This window comes from Paraburkholderia sp. GAS33 (genome assembly GCF_050436645.1).
In the GTDB taxonomy this organism is placed as follows: Bacteria; Pseudomonadota; Gammaproteobacteria; order Burkholderiales; family Burkholderiaceae; genus Paraburkholderia; species Paraburkholderia phenazinium_B.
The window spans coordinates 140,946-153,577 of sequence record NZ_JBNDMP010000010.1; the positions used below are offsets into that span (position 1 = coordinate 140,946).

Consider the following 12,632-nt stretch of genomic DNA (forward strand, 5'->3'; position numbering starts at 1 on the left):
CGCATGCCCCGCTCGCGCTCAGAGTTGCGCACTCAGCCGCTTGATCTCACGGTTCAGCACCCGCTCGTTGTCGGAGTAGTCGATCGGCAGGTCGATCACATGCACGCCCGGCGTCACGAAGCATTCGCGCAACAAAGGCGCAAACTCGTCCGCCGACGAAATGCGGTGCCCCTTGGCACCGTAGCTCTCGGCATAGGCCACGAAATCAGGGTTGCGCAGCGTCATCCCGTAGTCGGGGAAATTCATGTTCTCCTGCTTCCAGCGGATCATCCCGAACGCGTCGTCGCGCAAGATCAGCACCACCAGATCGAGCTTCAGACGCACGGCCGTCTCGAGCTCCTGCGAGTTCATCATGAAGCCGCCGTCGCCGCACACGGCCATCACCTTGCGATCCGGATGCACGATCTTGGTCGCAATCGCCGACGGCAGCCCTGCGCCCATCGAGGCGAGCGCGTTGTCTAGCAGCAGCGAATTCGGCTCGTGCGCGCGGTAATAACGTGCGAACCAGATCTTGTACATGCCGTTGTCCAGACAGACGATGCCGTCGACCGGCGTCGTCTCGTAGACATCGTGGACGATCCGCACCGGGTACATCGGGAAACGGCTGTCGTTCTGACCTTTGGCCAGATGCTCCTCGAAGTGCTGCTTGATCTCCTTGAAGCGCGAAAAATCCCAATGCTCCTGACCTTCCTTCAGGCTCTCTTTCAACTGCCACACCGCATTGGCAATATCGCCCACCACTTCGATCTGCGGAAAATACACCGGATCGACCTCAGCGCCGAGGAAGTTCACGTGAATCACGGTCTTTTCGTGCGAATCGGTGCCGCGCATGAAGAACGGCGGCTTCTCGATTACATCGTGGCCCACGTTGATGATGCAGTCCGCATGGTCGATGGCGCGGTGCACGAAATCGCCGTCCGAGAGCGTGGCGTTGCCGAGCCACATGGGATGCGATTCGTCGATCACGCCCTTGCCCATCTGCGTCGTGAAGAACGGGATGCCGGTCTGATCGACGAACTCGCGCAGCATCTTGGTGGTGGTCTTGCGATTGCCGCCCGCGCCGATCATCAGCAGCGGATGCCTGGCGCTCGTGATCGCCTCGACCGCCCGCGCAACCGCCTTCTCCTCCGCGACCGGACGGCGGCTGAAGCTCTTGGGAATGGGCTTGCCATCGCCCTCTTCGTCGGCGACGTCCTCAGGCAACTCCAGATGCGTCGCGCCGGGGCGTTCTTCCTCGGCCTGACGGAAAGCTTCGCGCACCAGCGCCGGGATATTGCCGATCGAGACGATCTGCCGTGTGTACTTGGTGAGCGGCTCCATCATCCGTACCACGTCGACAATCTGGAAATGCCCCTGCTTGCTGGTCTTGATCGGCTTCTGGCCCGTGACCATCAGCATCGGCATGGCGCCTAGCTGCGCATAAGCCGCCGCGGTGACGAAGTTGGTGGCGCCCGGCCCGAGCGTCGACAGACACACCCCAGTGCGCCCCGTCAGACGCCCGTAGGTCGCAGCCATGAAACCGGCGGCCTGCTCGTGACGTGTAAGGATCAGCTTGATTTTGGAGCGGCGCAGCGACTCAAGGAGATCGAGGTTTTCTTCGCCTGGGATGCCGAAGATATATTCGACGCCTTCGGCTTCCAGCGACTTGACGAACAGATCCGATGCTTTCATTGAGAGTCTCGCTTGACGAACGAGCGCGGACGGCACGCCCACGCAGTGGGATCCGGGAACGGGTGATCGAAGACGATGACAGGCGCGGCCACGCGGAAACCGGTGGGCGCGCCGAACAGCTTACTACCTGAGAGGAAAATCTGCGCGCAGATCGGCAACGGCTTGGGGTGATGCGGCCTCGCGGCCAGGGTGGCCGACTATCAAGCGGTCAGGCTCTAGCGCACGATCGTCACGCAGTCCGACAGAATCGGCGGCGCATTCTCGCCCGCGGTCGCGTCGTACAGATCGGCGCGCGGACCTTTGGTCCACCAGGTATAGCTGCCGGCCTGGTATTTCGCCCCGGAGCCCGAGAGCGTGTTGACAAACAGCATCGACTGGCCTTTGACGGGCACGAGCGCGAAGCTCTGCCCATTCACTGCGTTCCAGTAGGTGACCTGCAGGATTTTGCCGGTAGCGCAGGTGTACTTGTGGGTCTGCGGGTTTTTCGGCTGGATCTGGGCGAGACTCAACGGCGCCGCCGAAACCGGAGCGATCGCCCCCGCCATCTCCAGCAGCCCGGCCAGCAAACCCGTTACCGCAACGAGCCGTTTCCTCATTGGATTCCTCGCCTGGCTGTCAGCCGTCTGGAAGGGTTGCCGTTCAGGGATCGATGACATCGGCGCACGCGTCGGTCGGCGCCGCCGCGACGTGGCCGACCACCGGCACGATTTTCAATCCGGCAGAAGCGACGCGGCACGGCGCGGCGGCAAGACCGCAACCCGCCAGGCCCGCGCACAGCGCTGCCAGCACGCCCAGCGCTCCGAGGCGGCCCATCCGGCGAAGCCGCTCAATCTTGCGGGTGTCTGACTTCATGGGTACTGCTCCTGCCTTCAATACTGCAACTACGTGCGCGCCTGCGGGATGCGTGGCGTGCGAGTTACCGCGCTCACTGTGACAGACGAGCGCGCGTTCCAGCTTATTTCGCCGACACCGGATGCACCGCGGCAGCAGCCTGCTTCGCACGTGCCCGGGCTTCGTCGGTATTCGCGCCGGTGGCGAGCGCCACGCCCATACGCCGCTTGACGAAGCTCTCGGGCTTGCCGAACAGCCGCAGATCCGCATCGGGCACGGCCAGCGCCGCAGCGACACCTGCGAACGCGATACCGACTTCATCCAGGCCGCCGTAGATCACGGCTGACGCGCCCGGCGCACGCAGGGACGTGTCGACCGGCAATCCGAGGATCGCCCGCGCATGCAACTCGAATTCCGACAGACGTTGCGAGCACAGCGTCACGAGTCCCGTGTCATGCGGACGCGGACTCACTTCCGAAAACCATACGTCATCGCCGCGCACGAAAAGTTCCACGCCGAACAGGCCACGGCCGCCGAGCGCCTCCGTGACCTTGTGGGCGATCTCACGCGAACGCTCGAGCGCGACCGGGCTCATCGGCTGCGGTTGCCAGGATTCGACGTAGTCGCCCGCAACCTGCACGTGGCCGATCGGATCGCAGAAATACGTGCTCGTTTTGCCCGTTGCCGGATCGATCGCGCGCACCGTCAACTGGGTGATTTCGTACTCGAAGTCGATAAAGCCTTCGACGATCACCCGCCCATGATTGACGCGGCCGCCCGCCATCGCGTATTGCCATGCCGGTTCGACGTCTGCGTCGCTCCTGAGCACGGACTGGCCCTTGCCCGACGACGACATCACCGGTTTCACGACGCACGGGTAACCGACCTTCGCGATGCCCGCCTTGAGTTCCTCGAGCGAGTCCGCAAACGCGTACGGCGAAGTCGGCAAGCCGAGTTCTTCGGCCGCCAGACGCCGGATGCCTTCACGGTTCATCGTCAGTTGCGTGGCGCGCGCGGTGGGAATCACTTCGGCGAGACCGTCGGACTCGATGGCGGCGAGCGCGTCGGTGGCGATGGCTTCGATTTCCGGCACGATCAGATGCGGCCGCTCCTGTTCGACCAGCGCGCGCAGTGCGGCGCGGTCGGTCATATCGATCACATGGGCGCGATGCGCGACCTGATGACCCGGTGCGTTCGGATAACGGTCCACCGCGATCACTTCAACGCCAAGGCGCTGTAATGCAATGATCACTTCCTTGCCCAGCTCGCCCGCGCCGAGCAGCATCACGCGCGTCGCCGAGTCAGAAAGCGGGGTGCCGATCCGTTGGCCGATCTGCATGGGGTCTCCAGAAAAATGTCGGATGAGATGGAATGGGTAGATCAGCAATGTTAACATGCGCAACCTCTGCACCGGGCGCGCAGCGACGAGCGCTCGCGCGCGGCATCCTGAGTGCGTTACCCTTACGCCTTTGCCAGTTTGAAGAGGACCGACGCCATGATCAAAACGTCTTCAGCGCGACGTGTTGCGCGTCTCGTTGCCGCGCTGCCCGCACCGCTTTTCGCCGCGCTGGGCGTTGCCACCCTGTTGGCCGCCTGCTCGATGCCCACGCATCCGGATTCCAAGGCGCCGCCGCCCGACCCGTTCAACCCGGCGGCAACGCAGTTGCTGGACGACACCTCATGGGATCTCGGCAGCTGGAAGCAGCCCGACGGCACGATGCGCGTCGTCCCGGGCGCCGACAGCGGAGCGCCGATCACCCTCACGCTATCGACGGCCACCGGCCAGCGGCGCGCCAGCGGTTTCTCCGGTTGCAACCGTTATATGGGTACCTACGGACTGAAGGACGGCAAGCTGAGCTTCGGGCCGCTTGCCGGAACGCGGATGGCGTGTTCGACGCCCGGCGGCCAGATTGAAGGCGACTACCTCGACGCGCTGGCGCACATCGACCGTACCGGCGTGCAGATGCGCGCGCCGCAGGAAATGCAGCTGATCCTCGAAGACGGCGACAAGTTGACGTTCGCGCGGCACGACGGCAAATGAGGCTGTCTTCGAAGCGTTACGCTTCCCCGGTTAAACTCGATGGGTTGCGTCTTCGCGGATCCCTCATTCGTTGATGTCTAGCATGCACACGGTAGTTTTCGGCTGGTTCGGCGTGTCGGCCGTCTGGTTCATCCCTCTTCTGTTGCGTCTCGCAAAGTCTGTGCTGCCAGGCGGCGCCGGGCTGCGCGGACCCGGCACGATCCGGCTTTGGCTCGGCTTTATCGGCGTGCTCGTGGCGAGCTCGACGCTGGAAGCGTTGCTGCCCGCTACGGCGGGCACGGACGGCTTCGGGCATGCGCTGGCGGCGGGTTTCGGCCGACTGCTCGGGCATATCGGCACGCCGCTCGTGATGCTTGGGGTGCTGGCCGTGAGCCTGCCGTGGCTGATCGGTTTTCGTTGGAGCCGCGTCGCGCGCTGGGCGGACGGTGCATTTGGCCTTGGCCTCGGCTTGAACCGCGGGCTCGCCAAACGCGACGAGGACGCGCGCCGGCGTAGTAGCGTCGACGACACGTTGCCCGCTTATGCGTCGACACCGGCCAATCCGATGGCCCCGAAGACCAAGGGGCGCTACGCGCGGCCGACGGTGTGGCGGCCTTCTGCGGGCGCACGCGGTGCGGCGGCGGGGTCCGGTGCGGCAGCGGGTGGCGCGGCTGCCGTGGGCGCGAAGGATTCGGTGGCCGCGGATGCGCGCGGAAACGCAGCGTCTGGTAGCGCGGCCTGGCAAGCGAAAAGCACGGGCCGGCGTGGACAGGCAGCGCCGGCTGATAGCGCGGGCGCGATGCGCGTAGGCACGCCGGGTCGGCAAGCTGGCGTCCGGAGCGCGGCGGCCGAACCTGTCGCGCCAGCCGGATGGCTGCGCGAGCCAGGCAATACGTTGCGCGGTACGGCACCGGTTCGGAGTGGGCTGCCGGCGACACCGGCGGCTGGTGCTGGTGCTGGTGCTGGTGCTGGTGCTGGTGCTGGTGCTGGTGCTGGTGCTGGTGCTGGTGCTGGTGCTGGTGCTGGTGCTGGTGCTGCAACGAGCGTCCCACGGGCATTCGACTCCAGCCGGGCTACGCCTGATGCAGCAACCGGGTCAAGGCCGACCCCGAACCGCTCGCCGTCAATACAGCCCTTCACGACGCCCCTCCCCACCAGCATGCCGCCGGCGGTGCCGCGCAACGCGACGCCAGCCGTTTCCATCCAAACCCCGCGGCCCATGGCCGGTACAGCACCCACCCCGCAACATGCGGCTGCTTCGGGTGCGCGCGTGCCGAGCGCACCCGGTTTTTCCCGACCCGCGGCGGCAGCGGAGCACGTCACGCCGCCCGCCAGCGTGCAGGAGACCCTACGCAGCATCGAAGAGAACGCAGCTCGCTGGACGACGATCGCAGGCGTGAGTCTCGCCCGACGCAGCCCGGAAAACGTCAGGATCAGCACCGATGCTGACATGCCCGTCGACGAACCTGCGGTTAGTCCGACGCCAGCGTCGGAGGCAACCCCCATCGGCACATCCTCTGCGCGATCCGATAGGGAAGCTGCTGACAGTCGAGCTGATGTTGGCGCACCGGCCACCCCTTCCCCAGAGCCTGTCGCACCCGTGGAAGTGCCGAAGGCTGCGCCGGTGTCCGCTCCGCTCGAAGTGCAACCGCGCGCGTCGACCTCGGCATTGATCGAAGCCGCCCTGCCCGACCAGCAAAGCATCGCAAAGACGCCGCCAGCAAACATCGACCACGCGAGCGCGGCAAGTGCGGCACTCGCGCCGGCCGCCGACCTCATCGTCGACAAATCGCTAGCGCCATGGGAAACGGAAGTTGACACCGACGCCGAACATCGCGCCGATACGTCGAGTGCGTCTGAACACGTCGTGGCCGAACCGGCGCCTGCTCCTGTTGCATCGAACGTCGTCCGCTTCCCTGGCTTTGCCGCAGCGAGCGCCGCATCGCATGGTAGCCAGGCACCATTCGACACGACCGCCGACGACTTCGAAGACACGCCCTTCGATCGCCACGCCGCCCCACGCATCGCCTCACATCTCAACGAAGATGAAGGCGAAGACGACGACCAACCCGACAACCCAATCGCCCCCGCAGTTGCGGCAGCCGCGGCCACAGCCGCTGCCCCGTTCACCCTCCCACGCAGCGAACCGGCCAACGAACCCGTCGCACCTCGGCCACCGGTAAGCGGCCACGCGCCAACCGTATTCGAGTTCCACGCCCCGGCCGCATCTCGCGTCGAACTGCCGACCCTCGATCTGCTCGCCCGCGCCGACACGGACGTCGAACCCGTCTCCGAAGAAAAGCTCGCAGAAACCGGCTTGCTGATCGAACAGCGCCTGCAGGAATTCAAGGTGCCGGTGACCGTGGTCGGCGCTTCGGCCGGCCCGGTGATCACCCGCTTCGAAGTCGAACCCGCGCTCGGTGTGCGGGGCAGCCAGATCGTCGGACTGATGAAGGACCTGTCGCGCGGCCTTGGCCTCACCTCGATCCGCGTAGTCGAAACGATCCCCGGCAAAACCTGCATGGGTCTCGAGCTGCCGAACGCGAAGCGCCAGACCATCCGGCTGTCCGAAATCCTCGAAGCCAACGTCTACCAGCACTCGCATTCGATGCTCACGCTCGCCATGGGCAAAGACATCACCGGACATCCCGTGGTCGCCGATCTGGCGAAAGCACCGCATATGCTGGTGGCCGGCACGACCGGTTCGGGCAAGTCGGTGGCGATCAACGCGATGATCGTCTCGTTGCTCTACAAGGCCACGCCCGAAGACGTGCGGCTCATCATGATCGACCCGAAGATGCTGGAGCTGTCGGTCTACGAGGGCATTCCGCATCTGCTTGCACCGGTCGTCACGGACATGAAACTCGCCGCCAACGCGCTCAACTGGTGCGTCGGTGAAATGGAGAAGCGCTACCGGCTGATGTCGGCCGTCGGCGTGCGCAACCTCGCGGGCTTCAATCAGAAAATCCGCGATGCTGAAGCCAACGGCAAGAAGCTCGGCAACCCGTTCTCGCTGACGCCCGAAGCGCCCGAACCGCTCGCAGCGCTGCCGCTGATCGTGGTCGTGATCGACGAGCTGGCCGACCTGATGATGGTGGCCGGCAAGAAGATCGAAGAACTGATCGCCCGTCTCGCGCAGAAGGCGCGCGCAGCCGGCATCCATCTGATCCTCGCGACGCAGCGTCCCTCGGTCGATGTGATCACCGGCTTGATCAAAGCCAATATCCCGACCCGGGTCGCCTTCCAGGTGTCGTCGAAGATCGACTCACGGACGATTCTCGACCAGATGGGCGCCGAGTCGCTGCTCGGCCAGGGCGACATGCTGTTCTTGCCGCCTGGCACCGGCTATCCGCAACGCGTACACGGCGCATTCGTCGCCGATGAGGAAGTGCACCGGATCGTCGAGTACCTGAAGCAGTTCGGCGAGCCGCAATACGAGGAAGGGATTCTCGACGGCCCCACCTCCGACGGCGCCACCCAGGACCTGTTCGGCGATGTGCCCGATGCCGAAGCCGACCCGCTCTACGACGAAGCGGTCGCCTTCGTGGTGCGCACGCGGCGCGCATCGATCTCGTCGGTGCAACGCCAGTTGCGCATCGGCTATAACCGCGCAGCGCGGCTGGTGGAACAGATGGAGGCAGCGGGCCTCGTGTCGTCGATGGGCATCAACGGCAGCCGCGAAGTCCTCGCGCCAGGCCCCGCCGAGTAAGCAGACTTACGAAGGCGACACCAGCTTGAAATCAACCGGCGAGCCGATGTCGATGCGCTTGGGATTCGCCTCGAGCAAACCAGTCTGCTGATCGCGCCTGAACACATACGCGGTATCGCTGTTCTGGTTACCGACGATCAACCAGTTGCCGGTCGGATCAATGGCAAACTCGCGCGGCGATTTACCGAGACTCGACTGGCGTCCGATCAGTTTCAGATGCCCGTTGGCCGGATCTACCGAGAAGATCACGATCTCGTTCGCGTCGCCACGGTTCGTCGCATAGAGGAAGCGTCCATCCGGCGATAGATGGATCGCCGCCGCCCCCACCTGCCCCTTGAAGCCGTGCTCGGTGAGCGGCGACACCTGCAGCTGCGTCAGCCTGCCGTTGTCGTAGCGGAACGTGGTGACGGTCGCTGCCAGCTCGCTCGTCAGATACGCGTATTTGCCGTCCGGCCCAAACACCAGATGACGTGGACCGCTGCCGGCCTTCACATCCGTATAACGCCACTCGGTGGGTCCGAAGAGACCGCGGCTGCCGTCGGGCGTATAGCGGTACGAATACAGCTTGTCCGCGCCGAGGTCCTGGGCGAACAGATACTGGCCATCGGGCGAGAACACCGTGGAATGCACATGCGAGTTGTCCTGGCGCCCTTTCACCGGACCGCCGCCCTCATGATGCACGGTCAACACGGCCTGCCCCACCTGGCCATCGCCCTGCAGCGGGAAAACTGCGAAGCTGCCGCCGGGATCGGCCGCCACCGAGTAGTTCGCCGTCAGCAGATACTTGCCGTCCGGCGAGATCTTCAGATAGCACGGGTCATTGCCCTCTGCCGATACCTTGTTGAGAAACGTCAATTGTCCGCTCGCCGGATCGAAACCGAACGCGCTGATGCCGCCGCGTTGCGAGGCCGGGCCGTTATCGCCCGGCAGTTCGTTGACCGAATACACATGACGGCGGTCGCTGCTCACGACCAGATACGATGGATTGACCGTCTTCGCGACGGACACCGGAGTCGCGTCGCCAGTCTTCGTATCGAACCGGTAGACGTAAATGCCTTCGCTCTTGCCGCCCGTGTAGGTGCCGACGATCATGTCGTAGACACCGTCGGCCGGTGCGGGTCCGGCATCCTGCGCGAACGCCTGTGAAGCAACAATCGAAACCATAAGCACGAAACCTTTTATTATCGAAATTGCAGACCGCGACGATGGCGCGAATGCGGCCTTCCTGGCGGACTGAAACGACGGCTGATGCGTGACGCTTGCAGCGGCTTGGGCACTACGATGCATGTCGACCTCCTGGACATCGGGTTATCAGGTTTTGATCGTGTCACTGGTCTGCCACGCGGTCTGGAACACCCGGTTTAGAAACGCCCGGTTCGGGAACGCCTCGTTCCAGGTGTTTTTATTGTGGGGGCAAGTATAGAAGATAGAAGCAAAGCGTCGAGCCGGATCGCGCAGCCCGCAGGCTCGCTCCGGTAATGGCGGGTGGCGCATCCTGCCGCCCGATGAGAATTCCCTCTTACAGCTCTCTCAACCACCCGGAGTCTCCATGAACGTGACCTTTAGTCTCGGCCCGCTTGTTTCGCTGATCGCCGGCATTCTGATTCTTGTGATGCCGCGCCTCCTGAACTACATCGTCGCGCTCTATCTGATCATCATCGGCATTATCGGGATCTTCGGCGTAGGGGCGTCACACTTCTGATGCATCCGGGTTTTGATTCCGGCGCTGTGTCTGCGTAAGCGATCTGATCTGCGGGTGACCGGGCAAGGCTACCCCCTGCCTCGGGTTACCTGTGGGGCTTACCGTGGCAATCAACGGGGTGTATCCCTGGCTTCAACCGTGGGCAAGTTGCTCGAGCCGCAGCCTTCCCTGCAGCGACAGGCCACCAACGGCATAATGGCCCTCACCCTTCTGGTAGTGCCTGAAGCAGGCGCGTTCGATCAGGAAGCAAACGGCAGCCTGCATCCCGTTGCGTGAGAGGCCCAGACGGCTGGCATCGAGGGCAAGCATGGAATCGTCAGCGAGTTCGCTGGCGGCCGAGAGAATGGTGATGCAATCGGATTTCGACGGGTTCAGCATGGCTTTCGTCCTCGAAAACAGCGTTTGCGTATGCAATGGACCCACGTACCCGGACCTGCGGCAAGATCCTTGCTCATCTACCGAAAATCCAATTGTAAGCATCGTTATCCCAGAATGCCAAGACGGATTGTCCGCAGGGCTTGCTGAACCAAAGTGCATGACGCAGGTCCGGTAATAACAACGTCCCGGCGCGCGCGAGGCGCACGCTTTACGCCTTGCTTACGCCGCTCAAACCGCTTACCCAGTCATCTATGCCCGCTCTTATCGAAGACTATGCTCTCGTCGGCGACGGTCACACCGCCGCCCTGATCTCCCGTGACGGCTCCGTCGACTGGCTCTGCTGGCCACGTTTCGACTCGGGTGCCTGCTTCGCCGCACTCCTTGGTACCGAAAAGAACGGCCGCTGGCTGATCGCACCGGCCTCTCCAGAGACTGACGGAGCCGAGGAGTCCGAGGAGGCCAAAGGGACCAAAGGGACCGAAGGTTCTGAAGGCTCCGGCAAATCCTCCAGCTCGTCCAGATCCGGCAAACCGGAGACGCCTGCGAAGATCACCCGTCGCTATCGCGGCGAGACGCTGATCCTCGAAACCGATATCGAAACCGCCGACGGCGCGGTCACGGTGATCGACTTCATGCCACCCGGCAACGGTTCATCGGAACTGGTCCGGATCGTGGTGGGCCGCCGAGGCAAGGTGCGCATGAAGATGGAACTGGTGCTGCGCTTCGATTACGGCTTTTCGATTCCGTGGGTCAGCCGTCTGAAGCACGACAGTGGCATCAAGGCAATCGTCGGGCCGGACACCGCCGTGCTGCGCACGCCCGTCGAACTGCACGGCGAGAACATGCACACCGTCGCCGAGTTCACCGTGTCGCCGGGCGAACGGGTGCCGTTCTCACTCGCGTATTCGCCGTCGCATCTGCGTTTGCCTCCCGCCCACGATCCGCACACCGCGCTCGCGCGAACCGAGAACCACTGGCGCGAGTGGTCGGCGCGCAACACGATCGAAGGCAAGTACGCCGAGCCGATCCGCCGCTCGCTGATCACGCTGAAGGCGCTCGCCTACGAACCGACTGGCGGCATCGTGGCCGCTCCCACCACGTCGCTACCAGAACACCTGGGAGGCACGCGTAACTGGGATTACCGCTATTGCTGGCTGCGCGATGCCACCATCACGCTGCTGGCCATGATGCGCGGCGGCTACTTCGACGAAGCGCGCGCATGGCGCAGCTGGCTCGCCCGCGTGATGGCGGGAGCGCCCGAGCAGTTGCAGATCATGTACGGGATTGCCGGCGAGCGGCGCCTGCCGGAATTCGAAATCGACTGGCTGCCTGGCTACCAGGGCGCGAAGCCGGTGCGCGTCGGCAATAACGCGGCCGGCCAGTTGCAACTCGACGTCTACGGCGAAGTCATGAACGCCCTGCATCTGGCGCGGGTGGGCGGCCTGCAGGCCGACGACACCGCATGGAACGTGCAGTGCGAGATGCTCGAACATCTGGAAACCATCTGGCAAGAGCCCGACGAAGGCATTTGGGAAACGCGCGGTGGCCGCCAACATTTCACCTTTTCAAAGGTGATGGCGTGGGTGGCGTTCGACCGCGCCATCAAGTCCGCGGAAATGTTCGATCTGGACGGTCCGGTTGACCACTGGCGAGCGATTCGCGACCAGATCCACGCCCAGGTCTGCGAGAAAAGCTGGAACCCGACGCTCAACGCGTTCGCCCAGGTCTACGGAGGCGACGAGCTCGACGCGAGCGTCCTGCTGATCGCGCAGGTCGGTTTCCTGCCGCCGTCGGACCCGCGTGTGGCGGGCACGGTCGCCGCGACGGAAAAGTATCTGATGCGCGACGGCTTTGTGATGCGCTACCGCACCACGGAATTCGACGACGGCTTGCCGCCCGGCGAAGGCACTTTCCTCGCCTGCAGCTTCTGGATGGTGGATAACCTCGCCATGCAGGGCCGCGTGGCCGAAGCTGAAGAGATGTACGAGCGGCTGCTCGGGCTGGCTAATGATGTCGGCCTGCTGGCCGAGGAATACGACCCGGCCGAGAAACGCCTCGTTGGCAACTTCCCGCAGGCGTTTTCACACGTGGCCCTGGTGCACACTGGCCTGAACCTCATGAAACACGAACAGGAGATGGCGAAGGCGACCGGACAGCCGTCGCATGATGGGGAGTCGCAGAACGCGCCGTCGCCAAATGCGCCATCGCTGAACGCGCCGTCTCAAATTGCGGCGGCGCATAACGGCAGCGAGATCGACAAACTTGACCCTGCGGCAACCCCTGATAGCGGCGCAGCAACATCGCCCGTACCATGAGTTAAT

General features: G+C 64.1%; 10 protein-coding genes. 4 read left to right on the forward strand and 6 right to left on the reverse strand.

Annotated features, from left to right (window positions below; all coding sequences use genetic code 11):
- Window positions 1–18 precede the first annotated feature (18 nt).
- The 4 genes from P3T24_RS27405 to purT form a co-directional block, all read right to left on the reverse strand.
- On the reverse strand, window positions 19–1,671 hold the full coding sequence (locus tag P3T24_RS27405; protein ID WP_074265385.1) for an acetolactate synthase large subunit: 1,653 nt from the start codon (window positions 1,669–1,671) through the stop codon (window positions 19–21).
- Between the two features lie 215 nt (window positions 1,672–1,886).
- A complete protein-coding gene (locus P3T24_RS27410; protein WP_429408786.1) occupies window positions 1,887–2,267 on the reverse strand; it encodes an MliC family protein in 381 nt (126 codons plus the stop codon).
- A 43-nt stretch (window positions 2,268–2,310) separates the two neighbouring features.
- Window positions 2,311–2,523 (reverse strand): DUF6726 family protein, encoded by a 213-nt coding sequence (locus P3T24_RS27415; RefSeq protein ID WP_429439547.1) that lies wholly within the window; start codon window positions 2,521–2,523, stop codon window positions 2,311–2,313.
- A gap of 103 nt (window positions 2,524–2,626) precedes the next feature.
- Window positions 2,627–3,841, reverse strand: coding sequence for a formate-dependent phosphoribosylglycinamide formyltransferase (purT, locus tag P3T24_RS27420; RefSeq protein WP_429439548.1), 1,215 nt, complete (start codon window positions 3,839–3,841; stop codon window positions 2,627–2,629).
- Between the two features lie 156 nt (window positions 3,842–3,997).
- Between purT and P3T24_RS27425 the strand changes: the two genes are divergently transcribed.
- Both P3T24_RS27425 and P3T24_RS27430 read left to right on the forward strand, forming a co-directional pair.
- The gene (locus tag P3T24_RS27425) at window positions 3,998–4,543 is read left to right on the forward strand and encodes an META domain-containing protein (RefSeq protein WP_429439551.1); all 546 of its coding nucleotides are present in this window, start codon (window positions 3,998–4,000) and stop codon (window positions 4,541–4,543) included.
- An 82-nt stretch (window positions 4,544–4,625) separates the two neighbouring features.
- Window positions 4,626–8,231 (forward strand): DNA translocase FtsK, encoded by a 3,606-nt coding sequence (locus tag P3T24_RS27430; protein ID WP_429439553.1) that lies wholly within the window; start codon window positions 4,626–4,628, stop codon window positions 8,229–8,231.
- Window positions 8,232–8,237: 6 nt separating this feature from the next.
- Here the strand turns inward: P3T24_RS27430 and P3T24_RS27435 are convergent, their stop codons facing one another.
- A complete protein-coding gene (locus P3T24_RS27435; RefSeq protein ID WP_429439556.1) occupies window positions 8,238–9,518 on the reverse strand; it encodes a lactonase family protein in 1,281 nt (426 codons plus the stop codon).
- Between the two features lie 262 nt (window positions 9,519–9,780).
- Here P3T24_RS27435 and P3T24_RS27440 point away from each other — a divergent pair, with 262 nt between their 5' ends.
- Window positions 9,781–9,933, forward strand: coding sequence for a DUF3096 domain-containing protein (locus P3T24_RS27440; protein ID WP_074265391.1), 153 nt, complete (start codon window positions 9,781–9,783; stop codon window positions 9,931–9,933).
- A gap of 132 nt (window positions 9,934–10,065) precedes the next feature.
- Here P3T24_RS27440 and P3T24_RS27445 read toward each other — a convergent pair whose 3' ends face one another.
- Window positions 10,066–10,311 carry a hypothetical protein gene (locus tag P3T24_RS27445; protein WP_074266160.1) on the reverse strand — a complete coding sequence of 82 codons (246 nt, stop codon included), beginning with the start codon at window positions 10,309–10,311 and terminating at the stop codon, window positions 10,066–10,068.
- 251 nt (window positions 10,312–10,562) lie between these two features.
- On the opposite strand from P3T24_RS27445, the gene P3T24_RS27450 reads away from it, so the two are divergent.
- Window positions 10,563–12,626 carry a glycoside hydrolase family 15 protein gene (locus P3T24_RS27450; protein WP_429439559.1) on the forward strand — a complete coding sequence of 688 codons (2,064 nt, stop codon included), beginning with the start codon at window positions 10,563–10,565 and terminating at the stop codon, window positions 12,624–12,626.
- The last annotated feature ends 6 nt before the right edge of the window (window positions 12,627–12,632 follow it).

Bases quoted from the DNA above. Each gene is read 5' to 3' on its own strand.
- P3T24_RS27405 (WP_074265385.1), bottom strand. From the start codon at position 1,671: ATGAAAGCATCGGATCTGTTCGTCAAGTCGCTGGAAGCCGAAGGCGTC.
- P3T24_RS27430 (WP_429439553.1), top strand. From the start codon at position 4,626: ATGCACACGGTAGTTTTCGGCTGGTTCGGCGTGTCGGCCGTCTGGTTC.
- P3T24_RS27415 (WP_429439547.1), bottom strand. From the start codon at position 2,523: ATGAAGTCAGACACCCGCAAGATTGAGCGGCTTCGCCGGATGGGCCGC.
- P3T24_RS27440 (WP_074265391.1), top strand. From the start codon at position 9,781: ATGAACGTGACCTTTAGTCTCGGCCCGCTTGTTTCGCTGATCGCCGGC.
- P3T24_RS27445 (WP_074266160.1), bottom strand. From the start codon at position 10,311: ATGCTGAACCCGTCGAAATCCGATTGCATCACCATTCTCTCGGCCGCC.
- P3T24_RS27435 (WP_429439556.1), bottom strand. From the start codon at position 9,518: ATGCATCGTAGTGCCCAAGCCGCTGCAAGCGTCACGCATCAGCCGTCG.
- P3T24_RS27410 (WP_429408786.1), bottom strand. From the start codon at position 2,267: ATGAGGAAACGGCTCGTTGCGGTAACGGGTTTGCTGGCCGGGCTGCTG.
- purT (WP_429439548.1), bottom strand. From the start codon at position 3,841: ATGCAGATCGGCCAACGGATCGGCACCCCGCTTTCTGACTCGGCGACG.
- P3T24_RS27450 (WP_429439559.1), top strand. From the start codon at position 10,563: ATGCCCGCTCTTATCGAAGACTATGCTCTCGTCGGCGACGGTCACACC.
- P3T24_RS27425 (WP_429439551.1), top strand. From the start codon at position 3,998: ATGATCAAAACGTCTTCAGCGCGACGTGTTGCGCGTCTCGTTGCCGCG.